The organism is Hydrotalea sp. GW822-HT8A01 (genome assembly GCF_058798575.1).
Genome location: NZ_CM179506.1, coordinates 2606124 through 2624307 on the forward strand (window position 1 = coordinate 2606124; position 18184 = coordinate 2624307).

At 35.3% G+C, this 18184-nt stretch carries 18 protein-coding genes and 1 tRNA gene; 9 read left to right on the forward strand and 10 right to left on the reverse strand.

Annotated features, from left to right (window positions below):
• The 8 genes from AC3QLY_RS11595 to AC3QLY_RS11630 form a co-directional block, all read right to left on the reverse strand.
• Window positions 1-159 (reverse strand): hypothetical protein, encoded by a 159-nt coding sequence (locus AC3QLY_RS11595; protein WP_179855922.1) that lies wholly within the window; start codon window positions 157-159, stop codon window positions 1-3.
• Between the two features lie 68 nt (window positions 160-227).
• Window positions 228-614: a DUF1634 domain-containing protein gene (locus AC3QLY_RS11600; protein WP_074420870.1), complete on the reverse strand. Its 387-nt coding sequence runs from the start codon at window positions 612-614 to the stop codon at window positions 228-230.
• Between the two features lie 3 nt (window positions 615-617).
• Window positions 618-1454 (reverse strand): sulfite exporter TauE/SafE family protein, encoded by an 837-nt coding sequence (locus AC3QLY_RS11605; RefSeq protein ID WP_074420871.1) that lies wholly within the window; start codon window positions 1452-1454, stop codon window positions 618-620.
• Between the two features lie 51 nt (window positions 1455-1505).
• Entirely contained in the window at window positions 1506-2048 is a 543-nt protein-coding gene (locus AC3QLY_RS11610) for an inorganic diphosphatase (RefSeq protein ID WP_492989753.1), read from the reverse strand.
• Between the two features lie 18 nt (window positions 2049-2066).
• Window positions 2067-2465 (reverse strand): hypothetical protein, encoded by a 399-nt coding sequence (locus AC3QLY_RS11615; protein WP_143439544.1) that lies wholly within the window; start codon window positions 2463-2465, stop codon window positions 2067-2069.
• A gap of 230 nt (window positions 2466-2695) precedes the next feature.
• Complete coding sequence (locus AC3QLY_RS11620; protein ID WP_081301371.1) at window positions 2696-5386, reverse strand: TonB-dependent receptor; 2691 nt, start codon at window positions 5384-5386, stop codon at window positions 2696-2698.
• Between the two features lie 124 nt (window positions 5387-5510).
• Window positions 5511-6119 (reverse strand): DUF445 domain-containing protein, encoded by a 609-nt coding sequence (locus tag AC3QLY_RS11625; protein ID WP_074420874.1) that lies wholly within the window; start codon window positions 6117-6119, stop codon window positions 5511-5513.
• Between the two features lie 46 nt (window positions 6120-6165).
• Window positions 6166-6239: transfer RNA gene (locus AC3QLY_RS11630), tRNA-His, on the reverse strand.
• A gap of 169 nt (window positions 6240-6408) precedes the next feature.
• Between AC3QLY_RS11630 and AC3QLY_RS11635 the strand changes: the two genes are divergently transcribed.
• The 6 genes from AC3QLY_RS11635 (at window position 6409) to AC3QLY_RS11660 (ending at window position 12138) form a co-directional block, all read left to right on the forward strand.
• Window positions 6409-8550 (forward strand): carboxy terminal-processing peptidase, encoded by a 2142-nt coding sequence (locus tag AC3QLY_RS11635; RefSeq protein ID WP_074420891.1) that lies wholly within the window; start codon window positions 6409-6411, stop codon window positions 8548-8550.
• A gap of 118 nt (window positions 8551-8668) precedes the next feature.
• Entirely contained in the window at window positions 8669-9190 is a 522-nt protein-coding gene (locus AC3QLY_RS11640; protein ID WP_074420875.1) for a UpxY family transcription antiterminator, read from the forward strand.
• 17 nt (window positions 9191-9207) lie between these two features.
• Entirely contained in the window at window positions 9208-9699 is a 492-nt protein-coding gene (locus AC3QLY_RS11645) for a 3-deoxy-D-glycero-D-galacto-nonulopyranosonate 9-phosphatase (protein ID WP_074420876.1), read from the forward strand.
• A 9-nt stretch (window positions 9700-9708) separates the two neighbouring features.
• A complete protein-coding gene (locus AC3QLY_RS11650) occupies window positions 9709-10731 on the forward strand; it encodes a Gfo/Idh/MocA family protein (RefSeq protein WP_074420877.1) in 1023 nt (340 codons plus the stop codon).
• Window positions 10732-10892: 161 nt separating this feature from the next.
• Window positions 10893-11357, forward strand: coding sequence for an acyltransferase (locus tag AC3QLY_RS11655; RefSeq protein WP_074420878.1), 465 nt, complete (start codon window positions 10893-10895; stop codon window positions 11355-11357).
• Window positions 11358-11403: 46 nt separating this feature from the next.
• Window positions 11404-12138 carry a tyrosine-protein phosphatase gene (locus AC3QLY_RS11660; protein WP_074420879.1) on the forward strand — a complete coding sequence of 245 codons (735 nt, stop codon included), beginning with the start codon at window positions 11404-11406 and terminating at the stop codon, window positions 12136-12138.
• 3 nt (window positions 12139-12141) lie between these two features.
• On the opposite strand, the gene AC3QLY_RS11665 is transcribed toward AC3QLY_RS11660, so the two are convergent.
• Together AC3QLY_RS11665 and AC3QLY_RS11670 are read right to left on the reverse strand one after the other, a co-directional pair.
• Complete coding sequence (locus AC3QLY_RS11665) at window positions 12142-13275, reverse strand: glycosyltransferase (RefSeq protein ID WP_074420880.1); 1134 nt, start codon at window positions 13273-13275, stop codon at window positions 12142-12144.
• Entirely contained in the window at window positions 13251-14354 is a 1104-nt protein-coding gene (locus AC3QLY_RS11670) for a glycosyltransferase (RefSeq protein ID WP_228733124.1), read from the reverse strand. Before AC3QLY_RS11670 ends, AC3QLY_RS11665 begins: the two co-directional genes overlap by 25 nt.
• A gap of 202 nt (window positions 14355-14556) precedes the next feature.
• Between AC3QLY_RS11670 and rpsO the strand changes: the two genes are divergently transcribed.
• The 3 genes from rpsO (at window position 14557) to prmA (ending at window position 18043) form a co-directional block, all read left to right on the forward strand.
• On the forward strand, window positions 14557-14826 hold the full coding sequence (rpsO, locus tag AC3QLY_RS11675) for a 30S ribosomal protein S15 (RefSeq protein ID WP_068241899.1): 270 nt from the start codon (window positions 14557-14559) through the stop codon (window positions 14824-14826).
• Between the two features lie 159 nt (window positions 14827-14985).
• Window positions 14986-17145 (forward strand): polyribonucleotide nucleotidyltransferase, encoded by a 2160-nt coding sequence (gene pnp, locus AC3QLY_RS11680; protein ID WP_074420881.1) that lies wholly within the window; start codon window positions 14986-14988, stop codon window positions 17143-17145.
• Window positions 17146-17227: 82 nt separating this feature from the next.
• Window positions 17228-18043, forward strand: coding sequence for a 50S ribosomal protein L11 methyltransferase (gene prmA / locus AC3QLY_RS11685; RefSeq protein WP_074420882.1), 816 nt, complete (start codon window positions 17228-17230; stop codon window positions 18041-18043).
• Window positions 18044-18184 lie beyond the last annotated feature (141 nt).

Below are 18184 nucleotides of genomic sequence, written 5' to 3' on the forward strand. Positions count from 1 at the left end.
TTATATAACATCTAACGCTTTTACAAAAAATGTGCAAACCAATGGTAAAGCCAACCAGAAATAGGGACGTACATCCGGAGAAATTAGCATAAAAATAATCAACACCAAAGAGAGTAAAAATAATATCCAGTATTTTCCGGTTGAAGTTTTATTTTCCATTTTGATGAATTTTTAGCAAAAATAAGGTTTCAGGAATTTATAAATCAAAAAGATTCTTTTACTTTTTTTCATACAATATTGGTACCAGCTAATAAACTAAAGGTGATAATTGCAAGTACCATAAGAGTGAGTAACATGTATAGCAAATCTTTTTCAATTAAAAAACCGATAAAAGAAAAAATAATTCGTGCAATCGGTGTAAAAATCAATACCATAATGCCTAATTGTATAATAGCCTGCCCTTTCCATTCTTTTAGACCCTTAAATATTTTTGTAACTGCATTAAACATGCTTTTATCACCTGTGAAAGTTGCATACTCAGGAATTTGCATACCATGTTTGTATAAGTAAATGATACCTCCAATTACAACAATGATGGATGAAATAATTACGCCCAATCTTAAAAGATTACCCATTGCAAATTCCAAATCATCATCTTGTAGAATCTTACGCATGGTTTAAAATTTTTTTGTAAAGCCGTTGTATAACATTTCCAGCGCAATGGCAATAATTACAAAGGCAAAAATATTTCTTAATCGGCTGGTTTTGGCGTTTGTTAAAAATTTTGAACCAATCCATGCACCACCTAATACACCCAATGTAACGGGAAAACAAAGACCCGGGTCAATATAGCCTCGGTATAAATAAATGCCGGCACTGGCAGCAGCGGTTACACCAATCATAAAATTACTGGTGGTGGTAGATACTTTAAAAGGAATACGCATAATATTATCCATCGCCAATACTTTTAATGCGCCAGAACCAACGCCTAACAACCCTGATAGTAAGCCTGCACCAATCATTGTAAAAAAACCGCCAACTACATTGGTTACAGTATATGCAATTTCGCCTTCAGGTGTAGGGTAGGTGCCATTTAATTTAAAAGTTCTGGCTAATTTACTTTTATCAGTTTGTTGTATGGCTTCACTTTTCTTTTGTAAAGAAACATATGCTGAAAACATAAGGATACATCCAAATATAATGGCGATTGTATTAGTAGGTGTATACACTGCAACATAAGCGCCTAAAACGGCTCCGGTAGTAGTGGCAATTTCAAGAAACATGCCCAGTCTGATATTGGTAATGCCTTCTTTAACATACGCAGCAGCTGCACCTGATGATGTTGCAATAACTGCTACTAACGATGCGCCAATGGCATACCGTATATCTACACCAAATAAAAGTGTTAACATGGGGATGATGACAAATCCACCACCCAAACCAGTAAGTGAGCCCAGAAAGCCTGCCAATAATGATCCTAAAAAAATAAGTAAGGTAAAGGTTAAAATAGTCATTGAATGCACATGTATGATTAAGCGATAGAATTAAGAAAGTGAAAAAATGGGTTATTTACCGAATTTAATCTTATAACCTTCTATCGCTTCTTCAATTACTTTTAGTGCTTTGGTTTTATCGCCAAATTCCTCTACTACTACTGTTTTATTTTCTAATTTTTTATATTCTTCAAAAAAGTGGCGGAGCTCATCAAAAAAATGCCGGGGCAATTCCTCAATGTTGTTATAATGGTTTACACTTGGATCGTTGGCAGCAACGGCAATGATTTTATCATCCGCATCACCACTATCAATCATTTGCATTACACCAATCACTTTAGCTTCCATCAATGTTAATGGGGTAACAGGTAGCGAGGTAATGACCAGAATATCTAATGGGTCTTTGTCGTCGCCATAAGTTTGTGGTATAAATCCGTAATTGACAGGGTAATAAAATGAAGAATAAATTACCCGGTCTAATTTCAATAAACCGCTGGGCTTATCTATTTCATATTTACATCTGCTGCCTTGAGGAATTTCAATCACTGCAGTTACAACTCTGGGTGCATTTTCTCCATAATGAACGCCATGCCATGGGTGAAGTACTGTTATCATATTCAATGGTTATCTTTTTTATAAATTACCGTCAAGTGTATATTTTAAATCAACCTGCCATTTCCCGTCTTTCAAAATTACTTTTACTTTATGCGCAACATTATCGTACGAGTTGGCATAATTAATAATGGTTTCTGTGGGCGCAACATCTTCTATGCTATTTATATTAATTGAAGCAGTTTGATATTGGTTTCTGATTTCAGCAGGCTTATTTTTGTATGTTATTTCAACTTTTCTTAGGATAGCATTATTTTCAGCATCCTGCAGCATGTAAAAATTAGCCTTTTTAAAATCACCTTTTAAATAAGCATCAATAAATTCCCTGCCTGCATCAAAAGCATTTTCTGCTGCGGGGTAATTTTTATTGGATTGGCAGGATATCAATACCAATGTAAAAATGAATAATAAATATTTCATATTGATTGAATGCTGCAAAGGTATGGTTTGATTTGCATACAAAATTAGTAGGGCATTCCGTTTCTGAGCAAAGAAGCAGAATTTTTTACCTATTGAAACTTGAGAATTGAATAGGAGATATCCGGTTTTCAAAAATTAATCATGTTTTTTTCTACTGAATTGATAGTGCACATAAAAGAGGCTGCAATGAAGCAGCCCCTTGTATACATTTCGATTGGTAGTGGAATTATTTAGTTGCCGCCACCCATCATATCCATGCTGCCGGTATCGGGGGTTGATTTCAAATTTTTTCTTTTAAACAGGCTGGCATCAAATTTCCCGAAGCGATAACTGAATGTTAAACGCAAAATTTGCGGGTTGCTGATGCGTCTGTTATCCTGATTAAATAAACCGGTTTGTTCTGAAAATGATTCCTGATAGTTTGTTCTAAATATATCATTCATACCCAGTGTTAAAGAGCCGCTTTGCCCTTTTTTCCATGTCCAGTCTTTTCTAATGGCAGCATCCATGCTCCAGCGTGGTAATAAATAGCCTTGCGCTGTTGTTTGAACCTGGTTAAATGGCCCACCGCCTCCACCATTATTACTTTGGGGCAAAACAGTTTTTGACTGATAGTTGCCACTGATTTGAAGAGAGTAACCTTTTCCTAATTTAAAATTATTGTTTATTTTAGCAAAATAGCTCAATATAGAATTGGTAGCTAATGCCACTTCGCCATTGCCATTATTGGCATTGATATTATTGGCATTAATTTTTGAATTGAATAAATTTAGATTCAGCAACAAATCCCACCACTTGGTTACAGGCATATTGTTGGTTAATTCCAAACCATAAGATATACCGCTATTAGCATTAATGTAGGTTGAATAATAAATACTGTCGGAAGTATTGGGGTTTAACTGGTCTTTGCCTCTGTATATGTATTGCGTAATTAAATTGGTGGTGTATTTAAAATAAGCTGTTGCCAGAAAATTGGCTTTTGGTTTGTAAGCATTGTTATAAGATAACTCCATTGAATTGGTGAATTCAGGGTTTAATACCGGGTTACCCACACTTACAGAAACAGGATAATTACTGTAATTAGGGAATGGAATTAACTGAAAGAAGTTGGGCCTGTTTACTCTTCTGGAATAATTAATTTGTACATCCTGCTTATCTGTTAATTTGTAGGTTAAGAAAGCACTGGGGAATAAGCTAACCGGATATTTAACAGAAAAATTAGAAGAATCTGCGCCATTTACGTTTAATAAAGTTCCGGTGTAACTGGAGCTTTCTGCTCTCAAACCAATTTGATAGCCTAATTTGTTGATTTTGCCTTTGTAATTAACATATGCGGCATACACTTGGTCATTGAATTTATAATTGTTGCTGATACCGGGTAATTTATCATAATTGCCGGTATTGTTGTTGTACTTTAACTGGGTGCTATTGTTTCCAAAGTCTCTGATAGCTGCTCTTACGCCTGCTTCAAACTTTTTGCTGTCTGAAATTGGATTCTCATAATCTGATTGTATAGTATAATATTTCTGAGAACCATCTGTTAGGGTTTGCTGCAGCAATGGTGGTTGTTTTTGTGTAGATGTATTTGGGAAATAAGTATAGATATTATTATTCGAATTACTATAATTGGTACTCGCATTGTAATTTAAATCAGCAGTAAGGTTTTCTCCATTTTTGGCAAAATTGTGTTTATAGCCTAATTGTGCACCTTTGTTTTCAAAACTACGGTCTGCATTACTGATGCCTTGGTTATTGGCGGCATAAATAGAACTAATTGTAGAGTCTGAATTTAGAGTAGTATTCGAATTGAATTGGCCTTTTACATAGTTACCTGCAATGGTAATGGTATTTCTGTTATCGGCTAAATAATCAAATCCACCGCGAATAAACTTAAATTCACCATTGTTTACAGCATCCTGAGTGGAGTATACATTACTGGGAGGATTGAAGAAATTATTCTGATCAGTGGTGCCGTTTGATTTGAATTTTCTCTGGTTATAACTAAAATTTACGAAGGCATTAATTTTACCCTGACGAACATTGAAATCACCACCTCCGTTAAATTTACCATAAGAGTCTGCACCTGTTCTAAATCCGCCATTATATCCGATTTTTTTATTCTTTTTCAAAATAATATTTATAATACCGGCATTGCCACCGGAAGCATCATATTTAGCAGAAGGGTTGGTAATAATTTCAATTTTATCAATAATGTCAGCAGGTATTTGATCTAAAGTAAGTGTAGTGGGCCTGTCGTCTATAAAAATGGTTGGTGTAGCATTTCTTAGAGTAACATTTCCATCAATATCTACATTTATAGAAGGTATATTTTTCATTACCTCTGTTGCGGTTTGCCCGGTGCTTTCTAAGTTTTTATCTACATTAAAAATTTTGCGGTCAATACCCAGTTCAAACTGTTGTTTAATAGGAGCGGAAACGGTTACATTGCCCAAATCGTTTGATTCAGATTCCATTTTAAGATTACCCAAATCTTTATCTACCATACCCAGCATTTGTTGCATAAAATTGGGATCCTGAGTAGCACCTCCTGCTGGAAATTTAATACCAAATGATAAATTTTGTGATAAGGCTTTATAACCAATTGCAGTTGCTGATAATTTAAAAGTTCCAAAAACTGGTAAATTTTCTAAGCTAAAATCGCCATTTGGTTTGGCTAATACAGTTGCCAAAATTACTTCCTTCATTTTTTTAGTAACTGTATCAAATTTGTTTCCAATCAATTGTACGGTTGCATCTACAATGGGCTTATTGGTCTTGGCGTCTACAAGTTTTCCATAAAAATGGCCAATATTTATATTTTGGCCGCCCATTCCTTCGCCACCGGGCCTGCCTGCCGGAAACTGGCTGTATGCAATTACAACAATAATAGTGAAGCTAAGTGTTAAGGTAATTTTCCTCATGGTGTTTGTAAATTTCAATTGCAAATTTCAATTACGTTTTTATATAAAATGTGCTAAGTATATATAAACGGTAATAAGACAATTTTGAATGGAATAAGTTCAACACAGTTACCGATGAAAAGCCTTAATGTACCGATGAAATGCTATAAAGCAGCAAAAGTTGGATACAGCCGATCAAAAAACCACTTATCATTCCCCACCACTGAAAAACTGCAACAACAGGTGTATTTTTACGAATCACCATTTCTATTGTTTGGTTGTCCATCTTTTTGAAATATTCCTGCAATAGTTGTGTTAATTGTTCTTTATTATTGAACTGTTGCATGTACTTCGTTATCATGGCAGGCAGCAGGGTGTTTAGCTCATCAATAAAAATTTTTTTCAATTCGTTAATTAATCGGTCGCTGACAAACATTGACAGCATGGGCATTTTTTCCACTAATTTTTTTCTTAAAAATTCATCAATGGCACTTTCAGCCAAAGGCATCATGTTTTCAATACTTTCTTTCGATGTACTTTTTTTTATAATGCTTTCTATGGGTAATTGTTCAATAATATGCTGGGCTAATAAAACGGATATTTTTTCTTTTTTTGAAGGCAAAATGCCTTGTATGGAAAAGAAAAGTACCTTTTTGAGTTGGTAAGGTCTAAATAAATATGTTAATAAAATACTATTAATACACCAACCGGTTAGTGCGGTAATGATAGGAAGCAGGTAATACCAGGTATGCATAGTATTGTTTTCAAAATAAAAACCCTCCTTCATGGAAGGAGGGCTGGGAGAACGATGGGTCTCGAACCCACGACCTACAGTGCCACAAACTGTCGCTCTAACCAACTGAGCTACGCTCTCCGTTTTATTGGGCTGCAAAAATAAGATAATTCAGCATTTCACAAAACACATTTTTTATTTCATGGAAAGTTTTAGATTCCAAAACCTTTGTTAATAGGGAAACGTTACTTTTACCACAGTTGTAATTCACCTATTTTTGAAGATTAATATGCAAAATTTTATAAAATTTATGAAGAGTCCTAAAGGAGTATTAGTAGCATTATTGGTTTTATTCGGTGCTTCTTTTGTAGCATTTACTACATTAAGCGCAAAAAATGACCTCACTATTAATCAAAAGCAAAAATTATTAGTAACAATTGGGCAACTATTAGAAACCGAACATTACAGTCCGCAAAAAATCAATGATTCATTCTCCGTAAAAGTATTTAATAAATATTTAACCGATATGTGGGCTGATGATGATAAAAGCATTTTTCTTCAAAAAGATATTGAAGCATTAAAAAAATATTCCACGACCATTGATGACGAAATTCATGGTGCACCCATTGCATTTGTACCAGCTGTGTCTGCCATTTATAATACCCGTGTGGCTGAAACTGTAGAATTATACAAGTCAATTTTATCACATCCATTCACTTTTACTAATCAGGATTCTATTATTACCAATGTAGATCAGTTAGATTATCCCCGAAATGAAGCTGATAAAAAAGAAAGATGGTATAAAAAATTGAAATATATTACGCTTAACCGGTTTTATGATTTGCAAAACCAGCGCCAGAAAGCTGTGGTTGATTCTATTAAAAATAAAACCGACCACCAGTTGGAGGCCGAGGCCAGGCAAAGTGTGTTGCGAACTGAAAATAAAATTTTTGAGCGCATTAAAGTTAAATTTAACGATGATGAACGGTTTAATTTATTTCTGAACACCATCTGCAGCCTGATGGATCCGCATACTGATTATTTCCCTCCAATAGAAAAAAGAGAGTTTGATGAAATGATGAGCAACCGGTTTTTTGGTATTGGTGCGCAGCTCACAGAATCAGATGGAAATATTAAAATCGTAAATATTCAAAATGGCGGTGCAGCCTGGAAAAGCGGTCAGTTGATGGCCAATGATATTATATTAAAGGTTGGCCAGGGCAATGCAGAACCGGTTGATATTGCAGGTTATGATGTTACAGATGCTGTTAAATTAATTAGAGGGGATAAAGGAACTGAAGTAAGATTAACTGTGAAACATCCGGACGGGAGTATTAAAGTGGTTTCATTAATCAGAAGTGAGGTTGTATTAGATGAATCATTTGCCAGAAGTTTAGTTATCAATCAAAATGGAAAAAAAATAGGATATATTTATTTGCCGGAGTTTTATGCAGATTTTGAACGTGCAAATGGTGCTCGTAGCTCGGAAGATGTGGCCAAAGAAATAAAGAAATTAAAAGACCAGCATGTTGATGGTATTGTGATGGATTTAAGGTTTAATGGCGGTGGTTCTTTGTATGAAGTGGTGCAAATGGTGGGTCTGTTTATTGGTCAGGGCCCTGTTGTTCAGGTACGGGATAAGGATGGCAGCTCAACAGTATTAACTGACAGAGATAATTCCGTTTTATACGATGGCCCATTGGCTGTTATGATTAATGAAGGAAGTGCTTCTGCCAGCGAAATTTTTGCCGCAGCCATTCAGGATTACAAAAGAGGTATTATTATTGGAAGCCGCTCTTACGGAAAAGGTACCGTTCAAAAAAATGTTCCGTTGGGTAAACCATTGGATAATTTTTCGGGCAGAACTGAAAATGGTGCAGTGAAATTAACTTTTCAGAAATTTTACAGAATTAATGGTGGCTCAACACAATTAAAAGGTGTTACACCCGATGTAATCATCCCTGATTTGTATGATTATATGAAAATGCGTGAAAAAGATAATCCATCTGCATTGCCTTGGGATGAAATTGCAAAAGCTGCTTTTCAAACCTGGCAGGAGAATTATGACCGCAATGCACTTATCCAAAAAGAAAATCAAGCTATTCAGGCCGATAAAACCTTTAGTTTGATCAACAACAATACAAAATGGCTGGCACAAAAAACAGATGCGCCGGTTCAGTTGAATTATGTTGTATTTAAAAAGGATCAGCAACAAATTATTGCAACTGCAGAACAAGACAATAATTTATTGAAATTAAAAACGCCAATGGATTTGCAGGTACTTCCATCTGATAAGGATATGTATTACAACAATTCCGATACAGCCAAAGGAAAAAGATACCAGGAGTGGTTAAAAGATCGTACAAAAGATATGTACATCTACCAGTCAGCAAAAGTAATTGCAGATATGATTGATGCCGGAAAGGCACAAACAGCCATGAAGCAACATTAAAACACAAAAAAATATTTGGGGGTTGCTATTCAACAGCAACCCCTTTCTTTTTAAAACATTCAAGGGATTGTTGGATAGCAGTGTTTGAAAAAAGAACTAATCTTACATTTGTAATTGAATGCAAAGCACTATGTTATCCAGAGAAAGAAAATGGTATGCAGTGTATACTAAACCCCGGTGGGAAAAAAAATCAGATAATATTTTATTACAGAAAGGAATTGAAAGTTGGTGCCCGGTACAGAAAGTAGAACGGCAATGGTCGGATAGAAAAAAAATTATAGAAGTGCCATTATTCCGCTCTTACGTGTTTGTCAGGATTAATGAAATGGAACGTATTGCTGTTTTAGATACAGATGGCATCATCAATTTTATTCATTATTTGGGCAAACCTGCCATAATAAGAGATGAGGAAATAGAAATCATCAAACAATATTTATTGATGCCCGGAACAACTATTCAGGTAACCGGAATGCAGGCATTAAAAGAAAAAACAAGGGTAAAAATTAAAGGCGGTATTTTTATGGATAATGAAGGTGAAGTATTACGAACCGGCAAGAAAAAAGTATATGTTCAGTTAGATACACTTGGACAGGTTTTGGTGGTTGAATTTTCAATTGAATACCTGTTGCCCATACAATGATGTATTAAAAATATTTTATGTATAAAAAAATTAAGTTGTTTTTGTCAGATGTAGATGGAGTAATGACCGATGCAGGCATGTATTATACTGAAAGTGGCGATGAATTTAAAAAATTCAATACCCACGATGGGATGGGTTTTAATTTATTAACCAAGGCGGGTGTTAAAACAGGCATTATTACTACCGAAGCAACTAAAATTGTAGAACGCAGGGCCGAAAAATTAAAGATTGATTATGTTTATCAGGGTAGAGGTTTCGGCAATAAATTAGATGCAGCTTTAGAAATATGTGAAAAAGAAGGTATTTCCATGAAAGAAACTGCTTATGTTGGTGATGATATTAATTGTATTGAACTTTTGAAAGCAGTAGGAGTAGCAGCATGCCCCGCTAATGCAGTCGAGCAGGTTAAAAATATAAAAGGCATTATTCATCTCGAGAAAAAAGGAGGTGAAGGTGCTGTAAGAGAATTCATAGAAATGTTGTTTAAGCAGGGTTTAATCGACGCTTAATTTTTTATCATGACATCTGTAAAGTTTATTTTGGTTGGATGCGGAAATATTGGTGTTCGGCATGCTGCTCTGATGCATCAGTTTGGTAAATTGGAAGGCGTTTGTGATGTGGATGAAAGCAAAGCCAAACAACTCGCAGAACAATATCATTGTAAGGCATTTGGTTGTTTGAATGATTTGCTTACAGCATGTAAAAATGCAGCAGTATTGGTAATCTGCACGCCGAATGCTTTACATGCTCCTCAGGCAATACAGGGCTTACATGCAGGGTTTCATGTACTGGTAGAAAAACCGATGGCACTTTCTGCTATGGATTGCCGTGCAATGATTGATGCAGCTTCGCAGGCAGGAAAATTGTTAATGGTGGTAAAGCAAAATCGCTTTAATCCACCTGTGTTAGCAGTTAAACATGCCATTGAACAGGCACTATTGGGTAAAATTTATTCTGTTCATTTAAATTGTTTATGGTATCGGGACGAGGCGTATTATATGCAAAGTAAATGGCGCGGAACAAAACAATTAGATGGTGGAATTTTGTTTACACAGTTTAGTCATTTTATTGATATTTTATTGTGGTTTATGGGTAGTGATGTGAAAGTTGTAGCCGCATCAGCAGCCAATCTGGCACATCAAAACATCATTGAATTTGAAGATACCGGTGTTGCGCAGTTGCAGTTTGCCAATGGTGCACTGGGCAGTATTCATTACAGTATTAATGCTTTTCAGCAAAATGCCGAGGGTTCCATATTACTGAATGCAGAAAACGGTATTATTAAAATTGGTGGAAAATATTTAGACAATATTGCATTCCAAACCTTGAAGCATGGAGATATTGCCTGCACTGAAACATCTGCCGAAGCGAATGACTATGGAAGTTATCAGGGTTCAATACGTAATCATGATAAAGTGTATGCCCATTTTATAGAAATATTACTGCACAATAAAGCATCCATTATACAAAATGAGGAAGCCATGCAAACAGTTGCATTAATAGAAAGTATTCACAAATGCATTCAGCATAATTCTTTTTAAAACAAATTTTTTTAATGCATCGCTATACTATTCAAGGGGTGATTGCTAAAAATAGGATGGTGCATTAACTTTATAAAAAAAATAGGCTATAGCTGTATCTTATCATTAATTTTCATTACAGTAACTTTAAAATTATAAAGCAAGTAGAAACTTACAGATATATGCCATTTATTTCTAAAAAAGTTGCCATTCACAATGTTCAGTTTGGAAAAAATGTTCAAATTGTAGAGCCTTGTAATTTGTACAATTGTTTTATTGGGAATGATTGTTTTATAGGGCCATTTGTGGAAATTCAGCAAAATGTAATAGTAGAACACAGCACAAAAATTCAATCACATAGTTTTATCTGCGAAATGGTAACAATAGGTCATCATTGTTTTATAGGGCATGGCGTCATGTTTATTAATGATGTTTTTGTAAATGACCGGCCAGCTGAAGGCAATAAAAATTTATGGAAAAAAACGAATATTGGTAATCATGTAGTTATTGGCAGCAATGCCACTATATTACCGGTATCTATTTGTGACGGTGTAGTAATCGGTGCAGGTGCAGTGGTAACAAAATCTATCACCCGCCCGGGTGTGTATGTAGGCAATCCTGCTAAGAAATTAAAAGACATCACTTAAATTTGAAAGGTCAATCAAGCTATTATTCTCTTTTTACAACGCTGTTATGTTTTCAATATTCAAAAAAAAGGTTTTGGGCGATTTTTCTTTTCTGCAAACTGATTTGCACAATCATATTTTACCGGGGGTAGATGATGGTGCAAAAAGTATCAACGATTCTATTGAACTACTGCAGCAAATGCAGCAGTTGGGATATAAAAAAATAATTTGTACTCCTCATATTTTAGGAAATATATATCCTAATAAACCAACTACCATTTTACCCGCATTGGAGAAAGTGAAGCGTGTATTGAATGAAAACAATATTGCTATGCAGGTGGAAGCTGCAGCAGAATACATGGCCGATGAAAATTTTGTAGAAGCAGTTGAAAAAAAGAAACCATTTCTTTGTTTCGGTGAAAAAAAAATTATTTTAATTGAAATGAGTTATTTAGCACCATCCCCTTATCTGGAACAATGTGTATTTCAATTAATTCTGGATGGTTATCAACCTGTTTTGGCGCATCCTGAGCGATACAATTATTATCATAAACAAATGAATAAATATGAACAATGGAAAGAAAAGGGTTGCTGGCTACAGTTAAATGCACTTTCACTAACCGGATACTATGGTAAGCATGTAAAGCAAGCAGCAGAAAAATTGTTAACAGCTCAATTAATAGATTTATTGGGTACTGATTTGCATCATGCACAACACATGGCTGCGTTACATTATTTATGTACTACAGCCTATTATAAGATGCTAAAGGTGTATCCTCATTTTAAAAACAACACCATCTAATTTTTATTCGCCCCAAATCCATTGCACTTGCTGTTGTGCATTTTTTGTATTGTTAAACATTTTTTCCAATACTGCTTTTCGCATAACGGTACAATCTGCTCTAAAAGGAGCGTTGAATAAATTTGAAATAACCTGGCAAAAGCTGTCTGCATCCGATGCAATATGGCAAAGTGTTTCCAGTTCACTTCCTTTTATGCTCACAGCATTGGCTACGCAATGCCTTCCGTTAAAAAGTGCATTGAGCAATTTGAGTTTAATGCCAGCATCACTTTCAGCATAAATTACATGAATATGTGCTTTTGCAATCATATCCTGCATTTCTTTTTCAGTAGGATTACTTACCAGACAGCAATGGGTATATTGATAAATTTTTGATTGGAGTAATTGAGATGGATTTTTGCCGGCTATTACAAACGGAATTTTGATTTTACTGAAAACATTTTTTAATAACCACAATACCGCCTGTTCATTAATAGAAACACTGAGATCGCCTTGATAAAGGCAATAACTACCCATGGCTGAAAGTGTTTTAACAACCCATGTATCGGGTAAATACACCGGTAGATAATCGATAGTAGTACAATGAAACTGTTCTCTGAAAAAATTTACATCCTGATGAGTAACACCCCAAAAGGCATTGGCTTCATTTACAATAGATGCTTCATATTTTTTTAAAAGTCGGCTCTCTCTTAAATAATACATTTTTTTTAAGTAGGAATGACTGGTATTGGCTAAATCCCGATAATACAAATGCTCGATGTTATGAATGCGAACAAATTTTTTTCTTGCATTAAAGCGTTTATCCTTCAGTAAATAAGTAGAGTGAACGCCCTCCATTAAAATTGGGTAATCATTTTGCAGTAATGCTTGCAACAAGTCTTCATTTACCCTGCTGCTAACAATATGTGGTAATTGCATGGATAGTGCCTGATGCCCGGTTAAGCGAGGATAATAATGAACAGTGTTGCAAAATTGCTTCAGAATATCCTGCTGCATATTGTTATATAAAAAACAATGCAAATGTATTTGAACGTCCTGTTGTTGCAAAGCAGGTAATTTGTAAAAAAGGTCAAACAATCCGCCATGTGTAACAGGGTAGGGTACTGTAAAATCTATGATATGCAAATGTTTTTCCAAAATAATAATAATTTAATTTCTTCTTTTTGCCAATTCAGTTCCTTTCTTGCTATATAGCATTGTTGTTGTAACTGATTATACAAAACAGTATCATTCAATAACTTGTTCATTGCTGCTGCCAGAGTATCTTCATGGGTATCATCTACCATATATGTTACGGGGTATTTTTGTTGAATGGCAGCATAAGCCGGAAAGTTCACACAAATTTGTGGAATGCCTGCCATGATGTAATCAAAAAACCTGTTGGCGAGCGAATGTTTTTGATTGAGGCCATTTGCTTCAAACAGGGTTAAGCCCAAATACGCACCGGGTGTAATTTTCTTGAGCTTTTCCGGTAATAGTGCACCGGTTAGTATCACTTTTTGGGGTAACTGATGTGCTTCAATCAATTGTTTGGCTGTATCAAAAAAATTTCCGGTGCCAATAATCCATAACTGTGCATTCACCTGCTTCATGGCAGGAATTAAGGTTTCAAAACACCTGCCATGGTTCACTGCTCCTTGGTAAAGAATTACTTTTGTATTTGCCAATGGTGTATTGTTGGATGGATAATCAGCAGGTTGTACAGGCAGATTTCTGATGATGGTATAGTTAACGCCAAACTTATTTTGAAAAGCTACTTGCAACAACTCATTCACAGTATAGCCATTTTTAAATTGCGGAATGCACCATTTTTCAATGCATTGCCATACCCATTGTACCCGCTTTCTGATTACAATTTCTTTTTGTTCTGAAAAATATTCATGTGCATCATACACTCTTTTTACTTTTTTAAGTTGGGAATAAAATAGGCAGGGCAATAGGGTATCTGCATCAATAGCGCAGATTATATCCATTTTTTGGGTAAGTAAATAAAAAAACAGCCGAATATTGTACTCAGCATAAAATAAAATCGTTTTTGAAAAAAAACAGGTTAGCAGGATGTTGCGGTAAGCTGTTTTTCCCGGCAATGGATCACTTTTTAATTTACGGCCAATTAAAGTAACTGCATAACCATTGTTAGCCAGCGAGGTACATATTCGTTGCATACGCTGATCATACACTAATGAATTGGTAACTGTAAAATAGATCCTGGTCAATTTGTCAGGTTAAGGTTAGGCAGCAAATATATCATTCCGTCTGTTTTTGGGTTTTGTTTTCTTTAAATATCCTATGTTCAAATATATTTCTGCAAAGCACATAATAAAATAAAACAGGCTGCTAATATTTTAGAAAATAATTATTACCTTTGCCGCCACAATATTTCAGAAAAAATAATCAAGACGCAAAAAAGAAATTGAGATGCCAATCACAAAAGAAAAAAAAGTTACTATTTTAACCCAATTTGCCGGAAAAGAAACCAATACCGGTTCTATTGAAGGTCAAATAGCTTTGCTTACTGAGCGTATTGCTCAAATCAGTGCTCATTTGCAGGTAAATAAAAAAGACCACTCTACCCAGCGCGGTTTAATGCAACTGGTTGGTAAAAGAAAACGTTTATTGGCTTATTTGCAAAAAACCAATTTGACTGGTTACAGGGCTTTAATTGAAAAATTAGGGCTTAGAAAATAAAATGACATGTTTTTAAAGCTATTCCTGACTGTAAATTATTCGGTTGGGAATAGCTTTTTTTAAAGCAGTTACCTGTATTTACTATTTATCATCTATTGCAATTTAATTGCATGCCATATATTAACAGGCCGGCTAAATTTCAATACAAATCAACGTATTATGTTATCACAACCTATTCAAGTAAGCTTTAATTTGCCCGGTGGTGCCGAAGTGGTTATAGAAACGGGTAAACTTGCACGTCAGGCAGATGGTGCGGTTACCGTTCGTCAGGGTAATTGTATCCTGTTAGCAACAGTTGTTGCCAATAAAGAACCAAAAGAAGGGCAGTCTTTTTTTCCGTTAAGTGTTGACTATCAGGAGAAATTTGGTTCAGCCGGTCGTATTCCCGGTTCTTTTTTCAAAAGGGAAGGCAGATTGAGTGATTACGAAATTTTAATATCACGGTTGGTTGACCGTGCATTAAGACCCTTATTTCCCGAAGATTATTTATGCGATGTGCAGGTGTTAATCACCCTTATATCTTCAGATAAAGAAGTATTGCCCGATGCTTTAGCTTGTTTGGCAGCATCTGCAGCTTTGGCTGTTTCTGATATTCCAATTAAAGAAATTATCTCTGAAGTAAGGGTGGGCAGAGTAAATGGTAATTATATCATTAACCCTGCAAGAACAGAAATTGAGCAGGCTGATATGGATTTTATTGTAGCAGCTACAGAAAAAAACCTGATGATGGTGGAAGGTGAAGCAAAAGAGTGTCAGGAAGAAGATTTGGTAAAAGTGTTGGAATTGGCGCATAATGCCATTCGTGTTCAAATTGAAGCACAAAAACAATTAAGAGATAAAAAGGGAATTACTGCTAAAAGAGATTATCCTAAACCTTTACAGGATGAAAATCTTCAAAAACAAGTACATGATTTCTGTGCTGAGAAAATATTAGAAATAGCCAGAAGTGCCAGCAGTAAAGATCAACGTTCAGAAGCTTTTACCAACCTGAAGAAAGCATTAATAGAACATTTAGGTGAAACTGCGGATGACAACATCAAATCATTAGCAAAAAAATATTTTGATGATTTGCAATGGGAGTTGGTGCGGAATATGATGCTGGATGAGAGAAAAAGATTAGATGGCCGCCAGCTTACAGAAATTCGCCCGCTTGCCATGGAGGTTGATGTTTTACCTTCACCGCATGGCTCAGCGCTTTTTACCCGCGGCGAAACACAATCACTCACTACTGTAACACTGGGTACGCCATTAGACCAGTTGTTAATTGAAAGTGCAGCTAAATCAGACTACTCTAAATTTATTTTGCATTACAATTTCCCTCCATTCTCAACCGGCGAGATAAAACCTATGCGTGGTCCGGGTAGAAGAGAAGTGGGGCATGGAAATTTAGCCATGCGCTCATTAAAACAAATGATGCCAGGTAATGAGTATCCTTATACCACTCGTATTGTGAGCGATATTTTAGAATCAAATGGCTCCTCATCTATGGCTACAGTTTGTGCGGGTTCTTTGGCACTGATGGATGCAGGTGTACCTATCCCAAAACATGTGAGTGGTATTGCAATGGGTTTAATTACCCGTTCAAGCGATAACAAATATGCCATTCTTACCGATATTCTAGGAGATGAAGACCATTTGGGCGATATGGATTTTAAAGTAACAGGCACTCGTGAGGGTATTTGCGGTGTACAAATGGATATAAAAATTGACGGCTTAAGTATGGAGTTAATGCGTGAAGCATTGAATCAGGCTAAAACTGCAAGGTTACATATTCTGGATGCAATGTATGCTGCTATTCCTGCTGCTCGTCCTGAAGTAAAACCGCATACACCAAGAATGGAAAAAATAATTGTTGACAAAGAATTTATTGGCGCCATTATTGGCCCTGGTGGTAAGGTTATTCAGGAATTACAACGCGAAACCGGCACTACCATTAATATTGAGGAAGTTGGTAATACCGGCGAGGTAAGTATATTCTCTGCAAATAAAGAAGGATTGGAGAAAGCTGTAGCCAAAATTAAAGCCATTGTGATGGTACCTGAAGTAGGTGAAGTTTATGATGCAGTGGTAAAAGGAATTAAAGAGTTTGGCGCTTTTGTTGAGTTTCTTCCCAAAAAAGAAGGCTTATTGCACATTAGTGAAATTAGCTGGAAACGTCTGGAAAATTTAGATGGCGTTTTAAAAGAAGGAGACAAACTAAAAGTTAAATTGATTGGTATTGATAACAAAACCGGTAAGTTTAAACTAAGCCGTAAAGTGTTAATGCCCAAACCTGATGCTAATAACAAACAGGCCGACGATGCATTGAATAATCAATAACTTTTTAAATTGTTATTAGCACAAAGCTGTTTACTGTTATAGTAGGCAGCTTTTTTTTGAAATAAAAACTAATATATACACAATGGTTTACACAAAAGTGAAGATACAATTACTTGATGCTGACCTAACAGAAATCTTTATTGCACAACTGGAAGCCTTAGGCTTTGATGGTTTTGAAGAAAATGCCGGATACTTATTGGCATATATTGTTGACAGTGATTTTGATGAACCAGTTTTAACAGCTTTATTACATCAATATGCCGTACATTTTACCATTGAACAAGTGCCTGAACAAAACTGGAATGCCAACTGGGAAGCCAATTTTTCACCCATTGTGATGGATAATTTTTTAGGAATAAGAGCCGACTTTCATCCTGCAATTCAACATGTGGAGCATGAGATTATTATTACGCCTAAAATGAGTTTTGGAACAGGTCATCATCCCACTACTTATTTGGTACTTAACTTGATGCGGCAAATTGATTTTAACCAAAAAACAGTATTCGATTTTGGAACAGGAACCGGTATTTTAGCCATTTTGGCCGAAAAATTGGGGGCAAATTCTATAAATGCAGTGGATTGTGATGAATGGAGCATACAAAATGCAGCTGAAAATTTTGAAATGAACAAAACAAAGTATTGCACCATTCAGCAAGCTAATTCAGCAGCCACAGAAAAACAATTTGACATTATTTTAGCCAATGTTAACAGAAATATTATTTTAGATAACCTTGATCATTTTATCAAAAATTTACCATCAAAAGGCTTAATTTTATTAAGTGGTTTATTGGTATCAGATGCAGCAGAAATAGAAAGCATCATTCATCAAAAATCAACCTGGCAGCAAAAAGCATTATTGGAAAAAGATGGATGGATTACTTTTTTATTTGAAGCATAATTTTTCTAACTAATTTTCGATATGAAATAATTCTGATTTTTTAAGGAAGGAAGTTTATATTTGGCATCCCAATTTCAATAAATTACAGTGTAGTATATATAAATTCTTAATTTAATTATTTATAACACCTGTGGTTAACTT